Below are 16,895 nucleotides of genomic sequence, written 5' to 3' on the forward strand. Positions count from 1 at the left end.
TTCAATATGTCTACGAACGTGTCTTCTTTATTATTCCGCCTGTGTTTCAAAGCGGGTGCAAAAGTAGGGAGTTTATCAGTATTTACAATACTTTTTAATGACTTTTTTTAAATATTTTTCACATTTTTTCTCTAAGTTTCTGATAACATTAGACTTAAGTATTTAAATTTTTAAAATTATTCAGGTAATTTTTCTTACAATATCTATTTTTAAGCAAAAGAAAATATAAAAACACTTATATTATTCAGCTCACAAATGTATTTACATACTTATGAAATATAAAAATACAATATTCACAAAAGTCAAAACCTTATGAAACTATATATATTATTAAGTTATTGCAGCAAAAATTCAATTACAGGATTTATCTGCCCTCCGGAATCTTTAATTCAAATAAGTTATAATTTAAAATCCTGCAAAATTATTACAGTAACTCATTTATTAAAAAGACATCTTTACAGTAGTCCTTTCATTTTATGTATTCCTTTGCTAATATAATGTTCACCATCTGGCAATAATGTCTGTCCTTTTGTAATCCATGAAATCCCGAAGGCTATTACAGCAATGGATTCAAAAATAAAAACAAAAGGAATCTTTTTAAATTTCCATCCCGCTATAAAATATATTCCCATAATCAGCAGAGAACCAATAATCACCCAGCCGCATATTTTATAGATAATATTACGCTTTCCTTTTTGAGTCAGGGAGCCATTAGATGATTTAATGGGGATATCTTCATTTTTCTTTACAAAAAACACTAGGGACATTATAGCAAGGCAGAATAGAAAAGTTGCAGCAAAGGCAAAATGCCACCATTTTCCAGTAATAAAATCAAATACTCCTCCGCTGCCGGTATGAACACTGTCCTGACAATCCAAACAGACTTTTGCAGTTGGCACAAATGCAACACCCATTCCGCAGATTCCTGCAATAAATGTTAAAAACTGCTCTTTCCAGTTATAACCTTTATAAGTAATAAGCAATGTTCCTAAAACACACAAAACTACTACTAGTATATCACCACGGTCAGTATAGAAATAGTCGCTGATAGAGGGTTCAAAACCATAAAAATCAGATGGCCTTCTGGGAAATACTGATAAAATTACAGGAAGCAGTAATCCGCTGAAGCCTATAAGATTTCTTAATGTGAGGTACGAGAATACCAATTCATTATTTTGTTCTTTGGAATTATCAGATTTATTTTCTAAAGTGAGCAATTTATCAGTTTCTTCCATAATTGAAAATGTTAAGTTTATAAAATATTTTAAATTCCAACCCTTAAAAGTATTACAATCCTTTCAATTATTTATACGTCAAAATACTGATATAATTATTCTTTATTAATCTCCCGCCGAATTTAATCAATTATGGTAATATGCCAGGATTAATCCACTTAAGTAGTTCTAGCTTCTCAGATGAGTGCTATGTGGAAAATCTGCTACTTCGAGAATACCCTTAACACATTGTAAATCATTGCAATCCTATAAAAATAGGATTTTATAATATAACAGGATTTTTTTTCCTGATAGTAACTTTGGCATAAACTAAAAAAATTAAAATCATGGAAGATAATGCAAACATAGGAAAAGTGGATGATGCTCATATCGATATTTCAGAACCGCAAGAAATTCAATATTGGTCCGAAAAATTAAATGTGCCTGAAGAGGTTTTGAAAAATGCTGTCAGAGCCGCTGGAACCAGTGTAGATGATTTTACTAAACATCTGACACAAAACATCTGATATTATGCCTTGGTATAACGGGGATTATCCCCCATCTTACAAGAATCAGCCGACCGAGCTTAGGGAAAAAGCGGTAGAAATAGCCAATGCACTGCTTCTAGATGGTGCGGAAGAAGGAATTGCAATTGCTACAGGACTCAAACAGGCCAGGGAGCTCTTAAAAAATCACAAAGAGAAAACTGAAAAACCAGAAAATCATGGAAAGTAACAAGTATAAAGAAATTCATAATGAATCCGAAGATCAAGATATACTAAGTGCTCCAAGCATTACGAATCAAGGATCTTCAGGAGAAAGTGCAGCAGAAACGGTGCATCTTAAAGACGGACCATGGCACGATAAGGAAAAAGAAAATAAAAATAATCCAGAAGGCAAGAGTATTAAAGAAGCTACCGATCCTTCAAAATTATTTAAATTTTAAAATAGTAAAGAACTAAATTATATAATTATGTCAAGAGAAAACTTCGATAATTACGATCAGGATGAACGTACCTATCACGCAGCAGATGATTCCATAAATTCAGAACTTATTGAGAAAAAGGATCCCGCCATCAACCAGCATGAAAATGATACCACGGGAATACATAGTGATGCTTCAAAACACCCTAACCCCCGTCCAGATGAACGAGATCCTGATGCTAACAGAAGAACCTTAGATGAAGAGAAGGCAGTTGAAGATGACGAAGATAATTAACCCTCCTTCTAAAAAGTTGTCTTATATAGCACAACAAAAAGATGTGAACATAAGATCCTGAAAAGAGTTTTGTACTTTAAACTACTGATTCTCTTCAGGATTTTTTATATGCCGTAAAAGCAATTATTTACCGTGATGATTCACATCAAATTAATTGCATAAATTTGTATGACAGACTTTTTGATCAGTCTGCTTAAAATAAAATAAATAGATCAAAAAAATTACCGTTTTAAAATGAATGACCCGATTCTAGATAATCTTAATCCTAACCAACTGCAGGCCGTTAAAACCACGGAAGGCTACGTACGCGTTATCGCTGGAGCAGGATCAGGAAAAACAAAGGCGCTGACTTCCCGATTTGCCTATATTGTAGACAGGCTGGGGATTAATTCTTCCAACATACTTGGCGTGACTTTTACCAATAAAGCCGCTCAGGAAATGAAAAAACGTGTCAAGGCTCTCATAGGAGATAACTATGATGTGAGTTTTATTACTACCTATCACGGTTTTTGCGTAAGATTCCTGCGCGAGGAAATCAACAAAATACATTATCCGAAGAATTTTATCATTTTGGATGCCGAAGATCAGAAAAGCATACTCAGGGATGTTTTCACGGAGCTTCAGATCAATTCGAAACACTTGACTTTTAAACAAGTTTTACGCTTTATATCTAAGCAGAAAAGCACTTCAAATTACCTTGGTTATATACTTGAAAACAAAAGCTTTGAGCCTGATGAGAGTGATTCGTTATCAAGCCGTGTTTTCCAGATATACCTTGACAAGCAAAAACGAAATTATGCATTGGATTTTGATGATCTCATACATTTCACGGCGTTCATTTTAGACAACAATCCTGATGTACTTTTAAAGTGGCAGGAAAACCTGCACTATATTCAAGTTGATGAGGCACAGGACAGTTCTGAAAACCAGTTTCATTTAGTTGAAATGCTCTCACGCGTACATCAGAACCTTTTCCTTGTTGGGGATCCAGATCAGACTATTTATGAATGGCGTGGAGCCAAACCTGAATATCTAGTGGAATTTGACACTATCTTTCCTGATACGCAGACCATCATTATGAATCGCAATTACCGCTCCACTCCTAATATCTTGAAGGTTGGTAATCATATCATCAAAAATAATACTATTAGGGTTGATAAGGATATGATCACCGATAAGCCCGAAGGCTTTGAAGTAGTGCATTTCCACGGAAAAAATGATTTTGAGGAGAGTCGCTGGATAGCTTCTGAAATAAAAGAAATATTGCAGTCCGAAGATGCTTCATACTCTGATATAACTATATTATACCGTTCCAACCATCTTTCCAGAAATATAGAGCAAGCGCTTATAAAAGACAATATTCCTTATACCATTTTTGGAGGAATTCGTTTCTTTGAGAGAAAAGAGATAAAAGACGTCCTTTCGATGTTACGCCTTATTGTTCAGGGAGATAATTTTTCTTTTCTGCGCATGCACAATCAGCCCACAAGGGGTCTTGGCAAGAAATTTCTAGAAAGGCTTAGTCTTTTAGCCGGAGAGCAAAATCTCTCTCTGCTCCAGGCATTGGAAAAAAACATAGCCGATAAAGAACTCGCTAAAAAAGGTGCCGTAGATTTTCTGGCACTAATTAATGAACTTCGTGAAACTGCTAAAACCAAATCTATATCTGACCTGGTAAAAATCATACTGGATAAGAGCGGACTCTCTGATCTTTACCGAAAAGATGGTGATGAGGACAGGCTTGAAAATATTAAAGAACTTGTAAATTCAATGCTGCTCCTAGAAAAGGAAAATAATGCTCCTGTGAACATTGTTGAGTATCTGCAGGAAATTGCCTTGTATACAGATTTGGATGCCGATACCCAGCAGCAGGATAAGGTAAGACTTATGACCATTCATATTTCTAAAGGTCTTGAATTTCCTTATGTCTTTTTATGCGGCTTTACTGAAGGAATACTGCCGAGTGCTCTATCAATTAAAGAAAGAAGAAAACGTGCCATCGAGGAAGAACGAAGACTCATGTATGTGGCAGTTACACGCGCTGAGAAAAGATTTTATATGACTGATTCGGAGGGTTTTAACTTCACTACGGGCCTCAACAAATATCCTTCACGGTTTCTCTTTGAAATCAGTGAGGAGTTTTATGTACGAAAAGGAAAACTTTCGCCAGAGATTATTCAAAACAATGAAACAAAATCCAATGTTTTACAAAGTGATACCCAAACAACATTTAAGGAGGGTGATCTGGTTATGCATCCAGTCTGGAATAAGGGGAAAGTAAAAACTGTAGATGTTGAAAAAAACCAATATATTGTGGAATTTGCTGCAATAGCAAAAGAAAAACCAATAGATTTCAGCTTTAAACACTTAACATCTGTCGAAGATGCCAATACTGATGAAACTGCTGATTTTACTCCCCAAGACCTGCAACAACATTTAAAATCTACTCCAAATCCCTTTGAAAAAACAGAATCTGAGCCGAAGAAAAACGTATTTGAAGAAACACAGGATTCCAGCTTAAATAAGGATAAGGATAGCGGCGAAGAAGAAAAAAAATGGTGGAAACCCTGGAGTTAGGATTTAGTAATAAACGTAAAGCATGATTTTAGAATCTGAACTTTCGATTACTTTTTCCAGTCTTTTAAAAAATACATCGCTTACCATTGGACAGCCGTGGCTATTAATGATGTAGTATTCTTTCTCTTCGTCAGGAACTTCTTTATAACGGTGCAATACTATTGCTCTTTTCATCGCATTGCTGTTGGTCTGATCCAGTCCGCTTAACCTGAAAGCCTTTCCAAAAACACCATTATATGGCTTCTCTACTCCGTAGCGTCCTAACGATGTGCAGTTAGAGTTTGGCGTATTGCTGAACTGCAAGATATCTCCTTTAATTCCAGTCTCCGATCCAGATCCGTGAGCAACAAGCCCTTGATCTAGTATCTTGTCATTTTGAAGGTCATATACAAAGAAACGATTTCTTCCTGATTTGATTTTCATATCCACAAGAAAAGCAATCTTATTGCTGTATCCACGGTTAGAAGCAGTAAAGGATTTGATTTCACTTACGTGCTCAGTAAGTCTTACAAATTCTACTTCCGTTAATATTTCCTTAGTATCCGCTCTATTGTAGGTAGTGAACGAACTTAAAGAAAAAAGCAGTGCCATTAAAAATATTCTCATATGCAGGCATTATATTAAGTTAAACAGCAGATTGGGGTACTATCAATCACTTTTGATGTTGCAAAATTATGATAAAATTTTACACTATTCCCATGTTTTTGATGTTAAATATATGATAAATATTTGAAATCATGCTAATTAGCTTCTATTTTTTTTTCTTAAAATAAAAAATTATTAAGATAATCCCGAATTTCAGTATGCTTTTTGAAGTTAAATCTCTTTAATTTAAGAACATTCAAGTGTTGTCGGGGTATAAATCTCTTTTATGATTTTTACTTTTCTTAGCAAATTAAGCAAGGTCATATGGCAATTATATAAAGTTGTATAAAAACCATATAATAAAAATAATAAATGCTATTCTCAATTTTGATAAAATCAATACTGCCAGCTTTTAATCACTAAGTTATAATTAAAAAAGGAACTTAAATAATTCCCTCCAATGATTATATCAAGAAATAAAATAAAAAAAAATCTACTGGTTTTGTACTTTGTACTTCCCACGCTAGGCTTTGGGCAGGTGCAGGAGTATAGTCCAAAGATTGCACTAGCCGTGGAAACTTATGCTTTTTTAAAGGGCCGAAGCGCTGCACTTAAAAACATTGCCAAACAATTTCCTGCACTTAAAAGTGAAATTACAACAGCAACAAAGAGCACAGCAGTTTTGTTTGCGCGAGCAGAACAAAATATAGAGCAGTTTCTGTCCAATGAATTACCTGAGGAAAGCTTCAATGCTTTAAAAAATCAACTGAATGCTATGCTTACCGAGCAGACAGAAAGACCTATTGAAAGGGAGCAGCATGCACGTGATTTTCTTGAAAAAATCAGTAGTAAATCGAGCACATTAAATACGCTTCAGTCAAAAGGAATTATTTCATTTGCTTATCATGATGTACCACACCAAGAAATTACAGATGGACATTTAAAAATTTTTACTACAAAAGATCATCCCAAGGCTGCAGAAACCGATCTGGAAATACCTATCCCTGCAAGCTGGCAGGCCCAAGAAGCAGAAATGACTCAAACTGTGCAGCAGTTTACAAGCTTTCACGGGAAAGGGATTGAAAAAATACTGCTAGTCATATATGATCTGCCTGCAGACCAAAATTTTAAATTGGATAAAAAATCAGTCTCAGAAATTATACCACCCCAGACTGAGCTGATTCGTACAGAAGCAATTAAAATTGACGGCAGACCTGCAATAATGGTTGAAGTAGAAGAAAACATACCTCACGAAAAAATAAAAATACGCATGCTGCAATTTATGTTTACCCAAGACCGAAAATTATACTGTATTCAAGGTAGTATCGGACCTGTAGAAAGCAATAAAAACCTTGACCTTCATATTAAAAAATATGAACCTCTCTTCCGCCTAATTGCCTCCAGAACACAAGTTGGAAAATAATTTACAATTTACAGCATAATTTAATTGTGCAAATGCCAATGGTGTAGCAACCTAAAATCAATGGAAATCTTACAAATAGCAGGAATTCAAATTTCAATCTAAAAGCAATTCCCTACATTACGTTATGACTCATCAGGTTTATAACTTCCTTCGTCTGGATATTTAATGCTTCCTTTTAATTCCTCAACGCGCGCGGGGTCAAATTCAGGCAGCTGAAGTTCATTATTATCTTTCCACTTTTTAACCTTTTGTAAAACTTCTGCTGTTTTTTCACTGGATAAAGCAGTATCCTTTGACATATATAATGTCTGAGAAGGATAAGCTAATGCAGTGCCGCTATTTTCGATTATATCCATCATACGCAGTAACAGATCTTCTTGAACTTCTTGTGATTTATCAAAATTAACAGCTTCTATATATGCTGTAATTTCTACTTTCAAAGCATCGGCTGTTATTCCTGTAAATCGTACCACGGGAGGCGAATTTAGTACTGCGGGATGTGCATATAACAATGAGCGGAGCTCTACCAACAGATAGCGCATTTGGTCTGGAGCTGTATCCATCCTAAAATTAAAGATGGGATTAAAGATAAAGCGGTCACGGTGTGCAAAATTTTCTATTTTACTGGCCGATAATTGTCCATTTGGAATTGTAACTATGGTTCGCGCAGAAGTACGAAGTGTTGTGGAACGCATTCCAATTGATTCTACGGTGCCTTTAATATCATCTACTCGGCAGTAATCACCTACCCGCAGGGGCTGGTCGGCAATGAGACTGACACTTCCAACGAAATTCTCTATAGTTTTCTGAGCACCTAAGGCCAGGGCGATACCTCCTATTCCTAATGCCGCAAGTCCTGCTGTAACGTCAACGCCGATAATTCCCAGCAACGCAATTATACCTATGAAAACAATAGCAGCTTTGGTGGTACGGCTTAGAAATAATATGGCAGATACGGCAGAAATACGTCCTCGCCTATTCATTCTGCTGCGGGTATAAAGGCTTACGAAATCAGTCAGCCTCCAGAGCAGAATTAGAAAAGCGACAATTCCAATAGTGATTATAATAATGCTGAAGCGCTGGCGCACAATGATCGAAATTCCCATCCGCTGGGTTAAGGCTACAAATAAAATAACGGTGAGATACATCATAACCGGCAGCGAAAAAGCTTCTATAACAGCTTTTCCTCTTTCACTCGCTGCTTTCCGCCATACTTTTTGTATAATATAACCAGCTGCAAAAAGTAACAGTCTGGATAGCAGGTAAGATACAACAGTCATCACCACTACTACTGCCCAGTGTCCTATAGGAACATTACCAAGTTTTCGCTCTTTTAAAACCGACGGGAGCACGCGATCCAAAAAAGTCTTTTCGCCCGAGATATCGGCAGACATAATTGACTCTACAGTTTCAGCCGAAAAGAGCCACAAGGCAGGCTGACTGTCATCTGACTGGTTTTCTACGTACAACGATATGGCTGTTTTGCCTGCTGCAATATTTCCAACAAGATCCACACCTGCTGCTAGATCATCATCTGTTCTTCCAGTTTCTTTATTGCTGACAATGGATGATGGAGAAAGATTACCTCCCTGATCCAGCAGCTGCTGAAAGGTCTTAGCTATTTTAATTCGATCAGCAGTTCTACGATACGAACGTTTACTTAAAACAAAATATTGACTGGCTCTTAGATAGTTCTGTTCGCCTATAGCTTTAATAAATCCATTAACTGTTCCCTGTGGCGTTCTTCTTCCCAGAGAATCATCAGGTACTTTTACAGACTCTTCAACAGGAGTTTTAGCTGCACTTAACAACTGAGCCATTGTTGTATTTGGCAGCAGTAGTGCAAACAGCATACACAGCAGTAAACGCTTAATATCTAAAATCATATATTATTTCTTTTTCAGCACTTTATCTACTAAAATTAGGAAATAATAAAAGAAAAATGAAATCCTTTAAAAAAAAAGAGAATTGCAAATCTGAATCATGCACCAAAAGAGTAGATCTTCATTCGCCATAATTATTTTTTAAAATATGCAGATTTATTATTTCTAGTTCCATGAAAAAAAAAGAATTATCTAATTTTAATCTGCTTTATATTTATTATTACCATACAGCATTAGTATCAGTGTAACAATAATACACGAGGCACTTCCTTCAAATAATAGCGAAAGACAATAAGCAGGTACCGATGGATCACCACCGAACATAAATGCCTGAGATAAAGATATAACATATCCATCTCCTCCTTTTGCATAACTATAGATAACCAGCGCTGCAATGCTCAGCACCACACCCGTAAAAGCAGTCTGCATTGAAGACACTGCATTAAACATAAAATTATTGTTACCCTCTCTACGATTCATATTAAGGGTTCTATTAACGCCATAAATAATAAAAAATATGTTTAGCAGACGCAGATAAAACAGGTGAGATAAATCTATAATTTCCAGCAGTATAAAAAATAAACCAATTGCCATAAAAATATAAATCCCATTAATTATTTCGTGCGATAATTTCATATTCCTTCAACTTAAATTAAACATTGTTTAAAAAATAAAATTTAACATAATTACAAAAAAACAAAGTCGAACTGTTCTAGATTTTATATCGTAATATTATAAAATTTCCACATACAACAACCTGATAATAATACAATTAGAACTAAAAAACCTATAACTGATGCTGAAAATGTTTCTTTTAAATTTGATAGTATAATTTACCCACCTTTAATATTTAAATCAACATTATGAAACAATTATCAGATTATTTAGGACAAAAAATAAAAGGAAAAAGAATTGTAATAACTGGGGGCACAACTGGTATTGGAAAAGCAACAGCAGATTTATTAGCCGCACTCGGCGGGCATGTGCTGATCTTTGGAAGAGATCCTGAAGATTTTGAAAAAGCTGTTGCTGATATTAAACAACAGTTCCCCGATGCAGTACTATATGGCACTCCAGCAGATGTAACTAAAAAAGAGGATATTGACAAAATAATGGCTATTACGGATCAAAGCCTTGGAGGTATTGATATTTTAATAAATAATGCTGCCCTTGCTGCCCCTGGAGTTACCGAATGCTCTTATGAAGATTTTAAGTATATCGTGGATGCCAATGTAATGGGATACATTGCTTTTGCTCAGGAAGCAGCCAAAAGAATGTCGGCTCAGAAATCAGGACATATTATTAACATAGGATCCATGAGCGCTGAAAGCCGCGAGAAAACCAGCACCGTGTATGTGGCTACCAAATCAGCTATACGAGGTTTCAGCACTTCCCTTAGAAAAGAACTTAATCCGATGGGAATCAAAGTGTCACTTATTGAACCTGGTGCAGTAACCAGCAACATGCAGCCTGGAAACAGGGAAGAACACGAGAAAAAAATTGAAAAACTGGAAATGTTGGAAGCCGAGGATATCGCAATGAGTATTCTTTTTTGTCTCTCCCAGCCTAAAAGATGTGATATTGTTAGCATGCAGATACGTCCGCATCAACAGTTTATTTAAAACCTAGGGCTTGTTCCCTACTCCGCTCCGGTATCTGTTCAAAGATGTAATGATATCTAATTTCAAAATGCTGAAATTATTCAAATAAAATTATAAATCTAATTGTCATATGATAGAGATACTAAAAACTACAGATACGGCTGTGGCATTCAAATCCTCGGTAGAGTTAACGGCCGATGATTACAAAACTGTCATAGCACCAGCAGTAAAATCATTATCTGAGAAATTCAACGAGATCAACTTTTTGTTTTTTATAGACGGAGAATTTCCAGATTTTATTATGCCTGTTTGGGTGGAAGATGCTTTGATCGGACTCCGAAATTTCGGAAAATGGAACCGCACGGCGATTGTTACTAACTCACAAAAGGTTCAGTCTTTCGCCAGAAGTTTTAGTTTTATTGTATCTGGTGAACTCCGAACCTATTCGAAAGATAGACTTAAAGAAGCCTTGCTCTGGGTTAGCGGTAATGAAATCCAATATTTTGACAACTCGCCATCTTATAGTGATGCTGATGACCTTGGTGAAAAAAATTTCTCTAATGGCTATACAGATTTAGATCTTAGGAAATTTGATTGAAAACGCAAAATATAGCAGAACTAACTAAGGATTAAAAACTGTCTATCCAAAACACTTGACAATATCAATAAAGAATTATTAAAAATAACAATCCCGCAAAACAATTACGTTCTGCGGGATTATTTATTACAAACTAGTACAGTTAAATTACATAGACAAAATTACAAACTCACTTCTTCTATTTAATAAATGTTCTGCTTCAGAGCATTTTACTCCATCTTTACACTTATTGATTAATTTGCTTTCTCCATAACCTTTTCCTCTCAGTCGAGTGGAATCAACACCATTTTTAACAAGCCACGATACAATTGATTTTGCTCTTTTGTCGGATAAAATTAAATTTGATTTAGCAGATGAGCGACTGTCTGTATGCGAACGTATATCGATTTTCATCTGCGGATATTCCTGCATTACTGCTAAAATCTTCTTTAATTCTATTTCAGCTGCATCTGTAATATTCCATTTTCCAAGATCAAAATAAATCATTGAAATATTTAGCGTTTTAGCTAAATCTGTTCCCACTTTAATAGTTTTTAGTTCCGGCATTTCTATGCCCGCTATGTTTACTTTTTCTAAAGTGAAATCCAGTTTGTTATCCAGAACTGCAGAAATTAAGATCGTATTTTCTTTAACGGGATACATTTTTCGTTCTACCCTAACGGAATACTTTTGACCGCAGTTGACTTTAAAACTATAGACTCCATCAGTTCCTGTGATGAATTCTTGCAGCAGCTTGTTGTTTTGATCATACAAAGTAACCTTAGCACCTTCAATTTTTTCACCTTGTCGGCTGTCGCGCACTGTTCCTGTTAAAGTTCTTTCGCAGACCAATTTTCTGGTTTCTGTAAATTTGTAGATATCATCACTTCCTGCTCCACCCTTCTTGTTTGAAGAAAAATAACCTTTACGGCTATTACTATCTATAATAAATGCAAAATCGTCAAATTTTGTATTAACAGGTTCCCCGATGTTCTGTACCTGATCGAAGGTGCCGGTTTCCAAAATTTTAGAAACGACAATATCAAGTCCACCAAGTCCAGGACGTCCGTCAGTTGCAAAATACAATTCGTTGTCTGCTGAAATGAAAGGAAAAGTTTCTCTACCTTCTGTATTAATTGATGGACCGAGATTCTCCGGCCTGCCATATGATCCGTCGGCGTTGATCAGTACGCTGAATAAATCTGACTGGCCGAATGTTCCCGGCATATCTGAGGCAAAATATAATCTCTTTTCATCTAAACTTAAAGCTGGATGTGCAGTGCTGTATCTATCGCTGTTAAAAGGAAGTTCGGTAATATTTACCCAATTCCCATCTACTAGATTTGCTTTGTATAATTTTAATAGCGTAATATTTTTATCATCTTTCCCGCGTTTCCCATCTAAATAGTTATTTCGGGTAAAATACATTGTCTTGCCGTCTTTTGTAAATACGGGAGTTGATTCGTTGAATTTTGAATTAATCTCTTTGTTTAAAAGAACAGGATTGTAAACATTTCCGTCTGCATCTATTGGAGCAATGTATAAATTGGTGAAAGATTTATTGGTCCATTTAAATGTTTTCCCTTTTGCTTTACCAATTTTTCTAGCTGAACTGAAAACTAAATTATTGTTTAAAAAAGAACTTCCGAAATCTGAACTTTCAGAATTTACATTTATACTTGAAATTTCAAATCGGCCAGAATTTAATTTAATCTGTTCCAGATAGTTTTTGTTATTTTCAAACAAAATGCCACGGCTGTCTGTATTTGTTTTTTTATTGAAAACCTCCAGCATTTTATCTGCTTTTGCATAATCTCCAATTGATTTAAGGGACTGTGCATAACGGTATAAATACTCTAGTTCCTGCTGTGCATTTAAGGCAAAAAGCTTATCGTACCACGCGGCCGCTTTTGGCAGCTCGGCATTAAAATAATAGGCATTTCCTAGTCTCTGAAACATTTTTTCATCTTCATAACCTTTAGCTGCAAGCTTTTCATAAATTTCAATAGCATCCGCGTAAGCGTAATTATTGTATTCTTTTTCAGCTTTGGCAAGAATTGATTTTTGTGCTACTGCATTTAAGAAAAAGAGAGACAAAAAAAATGTATATAATATTTTCTTCATTTTCATAATTAGAAAAATCTTGGTGATGTAATTCGGCTAAAACTATTCATAAATTCAAAACGCAGAAAGATTTCATGCGAACCCGAATTGTAATTATTTAATTTGGTTGTTTCTCGGTCGTAGGCATAACCAATGTACAAGCTTTTATTTAGCTGAAAACCAGCCATAGCACTCAAAGCTGCACTCCATCTGTAAGACACTCCTGCAGTAAATTTATCATTAAACATAAAATTGGCAGAAACATCGAACTGTAATGGTGACCCGTCGACTACTTTTACTAATGCTGCCGGTTTAAATTTTATCGTTTCATAACGGTCTAAATTGAATACATAACCTGCAATTAAATAATAATTAATAAGTTCTTTGTAGATCGCAGTATCGTTGTCATCATAACGTCTTGACTCTATAAAATTAGGAACTGACAATCCGATATACCCTTTATCTGAATGGTAATAAATACCTGCACCGACATTTGGTGTAAACTTATTCTTGAAATCAGAAAACTGTGGATCTCCCTGATGTTCCATAGTCAGCTTGTTAGGATCAAGGTTAAAAAAATTACCAGATCCCTTAATCCCGAAAGACAGTTTGGCTGCAGCCGATGTTTGAATTGAATAGGATAAATCTACCGAAAAATTATTCTCAGTTGTTGGACCTATTTTATCATTGATTAAGGAAAATCCCAATCCTATATTACTGTTACTTATAGGCGTATTTAATGATAAAGTACTTGTTTCTGGTGCGCCGTCAAGTCCGACCCACTGCGTGCGGTACAAACCAAAAACACTCATAACTCCTCTTGAACCAGCGTAAGCAGGGTTTATGTTTATGGTATTGTGCATATATTGTGTATACTGAGCATCCTGCTGTGCAAAACCGATGGCAGAACAAAACAATAAAACTAAAACTATTTTTTTCATTTACTTATTTTTAAGATAATGGCTTAACCTATGGCTAAGCCATTGTAATTGATTAGGAATATTATTTAGTCAGATATAAATATCCTGCCTCTTGTTTAGGGCTTGAATTATTATCCTTGTATCTTACTATGTAATAATAAGTTCCTTCCGGCAGTCCGTTTGATTCTTTAATTGTGGTTCTGCCTTCTGAGAAACCTTTAAACACAACATCGTTATTGTTATAATGATCTCTTTCGAAAATCAAAACTCCCCAGCGGTTAAATATCTGAACCGTATTGTCTGGGTAACATTCAATTCCTCTGATGTAAAATCTCTCGTTCATATCATCTCCGTTCAAAGAAACAGCATTATATATTTTTACTTGACAGCCGTTCACATCAATCTCTGTTGGAGCATCTCCGTTATCATTGTTAGAATCTGATTTGTCTTCTACTTTTATACCGCTTAGAGTAGTTCCTGAAGCAGTTGCCTGATTCACTACTTTTCCAGCATTAATATCAGCCTGGGTTAGAGTATAAGTTCCTGTAAAAGTGTGAGAATCGCTTTCGCCTACTGCTAAACTTATTGGTCCTCCAGTAATTATAATTCCTGGTAAAAGATTGGAAATTGTAATATTTTGAAGAGGTACATTACCGTTATTTGTAATTGTATATGTGTAGGTTAAAGTTTCGCCAGCTTCTGCATTATCATTTTTATTTTGGTCGTTTAATTCCACTTTCATAACCAACGTGATTGACGGCACTTCCACAAAAATATTAACCGTTGCATCACTACAGTTTAATGGATTTGCTTTTTCACAAATTTGATAGGTTAATGTATGGCTTCCTCCTTTAGTTCCCGGAGCTACATCAATTGTTCCGTCACTATTTAAAGTAATTCCTGCTGGAAAATTATTTGGTGTTAAAATAACATCTGCTGGATTTACTGGAGCACCGTTTAATTTATCATTGTCTAAAACATTAATTAATTCAGCTGAACCATTAATTCCGTCAGCAGTTATATTATCATTATCATTTTCTGCTTCAATTCCGAAATAAGGCCTTGCATTACAGCCAGAAGATGGTGCAGGATAATTTACTGTTACTGATTCTGTAGGATTTAATGTAAATTGCATTGTAACAGCTGGTCTTGTTAATTCAAAACCGTCATTACCTTCAATCCACTGTCCGTTAACCAATACCCATCCCGGCCAGTCAATTGGTTTATTATTGCTGTCAACCACAGCACCCGGCCATAATACGTTTCCGCTTAAAGGCATGTTGGTTTGAGTTGCTACAATATTATTAGCGCTGTCGATCCAGTTAATGGTCAATAACCCTTTTGGTGTGAAATTATCAGCTTTTACATTATATGAAACATAAGGCGTATTGTCTGAACAATAACTGTTGGCTGTAACTGTCATTTTAGGAGCTTCAACCGTAACTGAAACTATCGCTGAAGTACAGTTAGAAGGATTTGCTTTCTCACAGATTTCATAAGTTAAAGAATAATTTCCTGCCGGAGCGTTTGGAATTAACTCAACTGTTCCGTCTGGTTTTAATGTTAGTACATTATTAGGATCTTTAACTAAAACATCTAATTTAACGTCTATAGGTAATAATGGATCGTTGTTTAAAGTATCGTTTGTTAAAACATTTACTATTTCCACTACTTCATTTATACCCACTACAGTACCTATTGGATCTGGTGTTGCTACTAATGTAGTCTTATCAACCGTAATTGTAATGGTTGCCGGAGTTGCATCAACTGCTCCATTATTATCTGTTGCAGTGAAAGTGAATGTATCATTTCCAGAAAATGCACCGCTTGGATCATAAGTTAACATGGCAGCCTCTGCAGGTGTTAAAGTTTGATTAACTGTAACAGGCACTCCCGATAAAGCTAATACTCCATGAGCTGGTAATGTAGTTACTATATAATTTATAATTGTTCCGTCAGTATCAGTTGCCGTCAACGCTTTAATTGCCGTCGCTCCTGCTCTAGAAGGAATGTTTGAATTGGTATTATCATGTGCTGCTGGTGCATTATTACCGATCGGAATTGTGATTGTTCCAGGTGTTACTGCGGTTAATCCTAAATCATCTGATGCGGTAAAAGTAAACATAACGTTTCCAGTAAATGTACCGCTTGGAGTATAGGTAATCATCGTAGCTTCTGCTGGTGTCAATATCTGGCCTACAGCAATCGGGGTTCCCATTAAACTTAATACTCCGTCTGGCGGCAAAGTTAAAATTGTATAATTAGCGATTGTTCCGTCAACATCTGATGCTGTTAAAGCATTGATGGTTGTTGCGCCTGCTGTTGATACAATTATATTATTTGTATCATCATTTGCTATTGGAGCATCATTTACTGCCGTAACGGTGATTTCTATATTCGCTGAAGCCGTCAGACTTCCATCGGTAACCACATAAGGGAAGCTTACCGGTGCTGCCGAATTAAAGTCCGCTGATGGCGTAAAAGTAATTACTCCTGAAGCTGAGATGTTGACTATTCCGTCTGGAACGGTAATAACCTGAGCTGAACCTGTTAATGCAGTTCCGTTGATTGAAACGATAGAAAGTGCATCGCCGTCAATATCTGTGTCGTTGATAAGCGGTGTTAAAGTAACTGTATTATCTTCGGCAACCGTATATTCATCTTTTACAGCTGACGGAGCATCATTTACTGCCGTAACGGTGATTTCTATATTCGCTGAAGCTGTCAGAGTTCCATCGGTAACCACATAAGGGAAAATTACCGGTGCTGCCGAATTAAAGTCCGCTGAAGGCG

General features: G+C 35.8%; 15 protein-coding genes. 8 read left to right on the forward strand and 7 right to left on the reverse strand.

Features of this window, described 5'->3' with window-relative positions:
• Positions 1-455: 455 nt before the first annotated feature.
• Positions 456-1,235: a hypothetical protein gene (locus ASE40_RS05690; RefSeq protein WP_057116007.1), complete on the reverse strand. Its 780-nt coding sequence runs from the start codon at positions 1,233-1,235 to the stop codon at positions 456-458.
• 326 nt (positions 1,236-1,561) lie between these two features.
• Between ASE40_RS05690 and ASE40_RS05695 the strand changes: the two genes are divergently transcribed.
• The 5 genes from ASE40_RS05695 to ASE40_RS05715 all read left to right on the forward strand — a co-directional run bounded on the left by ASE40_RS05695 (position 1,562) and on the right by ASE40_RS05715 (position 5,010).
• Positions 1,562-1,741 (forward strand): DUF3606 domain-containing protein, encoded by a 180-nt coding sequence (locus ASE40_RS05695; protein WP_057116008.1) that lies wholly within the window; start codon positions 1,562-1,564, stop codon positions 1,739-1,741.
• Positions 1,742-1,745: 4 nt separating this feature from the next.
• On the forward strand, positions 1,746-1,949 hold the full coding sequence (locus ASE40_RS05700; protein ID WP_057116009.1) for a hypothetical protein: 204 nt from the start codon (positions 1,746-1,748) through the stop codon (positions 1,947-1,949).
• Entirely contained in the window at positions 1,939-2,160 is a 222-nt protein-coding gene (locus tag ASE40_RS05705; RefSeq protein WP_057116010.1) for a hypothetical protein, read from the forward strand. Before ASE40_RS05700 ends, ASE40_RS05705 begins: the two co-directional genes overlap by 11 nt.
• Before the next feature lie 27 nt (positions 2,161-2,187).
• Positions 2,188-2,433, forward strand: a complete 246-nt coding sequence (locus ASE40_RS05710) for a hypothetical protein (protein ID WP_057116011.1) — start codon at positions 2,188-2,190, stop codon at positions 2,431-2,433.
• 234 nt (positions 2,434-2,667) lie between these two features.
• The gene (locus tag ASE40_RS05715) at positions 2,668-5,010 is read left to right on the forward strand and encodes an ATP-dependent helicase (protein WP_082586758.1); all 2,343 of its coding nucleotides are present in this window, start codon (positions 2,668-2,670) and stop codon (positions 5,008-5,010) included.
• Positions 5,011-5,013: 3 nt separating this feature from the next.
• Here the strand turns inward: ASE40_RS05715 and ASE40_RS05720 are convergent, their stop codons facing one another.
• Positions 5,014-5,616 carry a murein L,D-transpeptidase catalytic domain-containing protein gene (locus tag ASE40_RS05720; protein ID WP_057116012.1) on the reverse strand — a complete coding sequence of 201 codons (603 nt, stop codon included), beginning with the start codon at positions 5,614-5,616 and terminating at the stop codon, positions 5,014-5,016.
• Positions 5,617-6,055: 439 nt separating this feature from the next.
• Here ASE40_RS05720 and ASE40_RS05725 point away from each other — a divergent pair, with 439 nt between their 5' ends.
• On the forward strand, positions 6,056-7,018 hold the full coding sequence (locus ASE40_RS05725; protein ID WP_057116013.1) for a hypothetical protein: 963 nt from the start codon (positions 6,056-6,058) through the stop codon (positions 7,016-7,018).
• A gap of 122 nt (positions 7,019-7,140) precedes the next feature.
• Here ASE40_RS05725 and ASE40_RS05730 read toward each other — a convergent pair whose 3' ends face one another.
• On the reverse strand, positions 7,141-8,904 hold the full coding sequence (locus ASE40_RS05730; protein WP_057116014.1) for a mechanosensitive ion channel family protein: 1,764 nt from the start codon (positions 8,902-8,904) through the stop codon (positions 7,141-7,143).
• A 195-nt stretch (positions 8,905-9,099) separates the two neighbouring features.
• Positions 9,100-9,381, reverse strand: a complete 282-nt coding sequence (locus ASE40_RS22280) for a hypothetical protein (RefSeq protein ID WP_241774326.1) — start codon at positions 9,379-9,381, stop codon at positions 9,100-9,102.
• A 383-nt stretch (positions 9,382-9,764) separates the two neighbouring features.
• Here ASE40_RS22280 and ASE40_RS05740 point away from each other — a divergent pair, with 383 nt between their 5' ends.
• Positions 9,765-10,523 carry an SDR family oxidoreductase gene (locus tag ASE40_RS05740; protein WP_057116016.1) on the forward strand — a complete coding sequence of 253 codons (759 nt, stop codon included), beginning with the start codon at positions 9,765-9,767 and terminating at the stop codon, positions 10,521-10,523.
• Positions 10,524-10,632: 109 nt separating this feature from the next.
• Positions 10,633-11,100, forward strand: coding sequence for an STAS/SEC14 domain-containing protein (locus ASE40_RS05745; RefSeq protein ID WP_057116017.1), 468 nt, complete (start codon positions 10,633-10,635; stop codon positions 11,098-11,100).
• A 147-nt stretch (positions 11,101-11,247) separates the two neighbouring features.
• Here ASE40_RS05745 and ASE40_RS05750 read toward each other — a convergent pair whose 3' ends face one another.
• From ASE40_RS05750 to ASE40_RS05760, 3 genes are all read right to left on the reverse strand, one after another.
• On the reverse strand, positions 11,248-13,209 hold the full coding sequence (locus tag ASE40_RS05750) for an OmpA family protein (RefSeq protein WP_057116018.1): 1,962 nt from the start codon (positions 13,207-13,209) through the stop codon (positions 11,248-11,250).
• 2 nt (positions 13,210-13,211) lie between these two features.
• Positions 13,212-14,123 (reverse strand): type IX secretion system membrane protein PorP/SprF, encoded by a 912-nt coding sequence (locus ASE40_RS05755; RefSeq protein WP_057116019.1) that lies wholly within the window; start codon positions 14,121-14,123, stop codon positions 13,212-13,214.
• 61 nt (positions 14,124-14,184) lie between these two features.
• The coding region (locus tag ASE40_RS05760) for an Ig-like domain-containing protein (protein ID WP_198530107.1) at positions 14,185-16,895 on the reverse strand (2,711 nt) is incomplete at its 5' end.

This window comes from Flavobacterium sp. Root935, assembly GCF_001429295.1.
In the GTDB taxonomy this organism is placed as follows: Bacteria; Bacteroidota; Bacteroidia; order Flavobacteriales; family Flavobacteriaceae; genus Flavobacterium.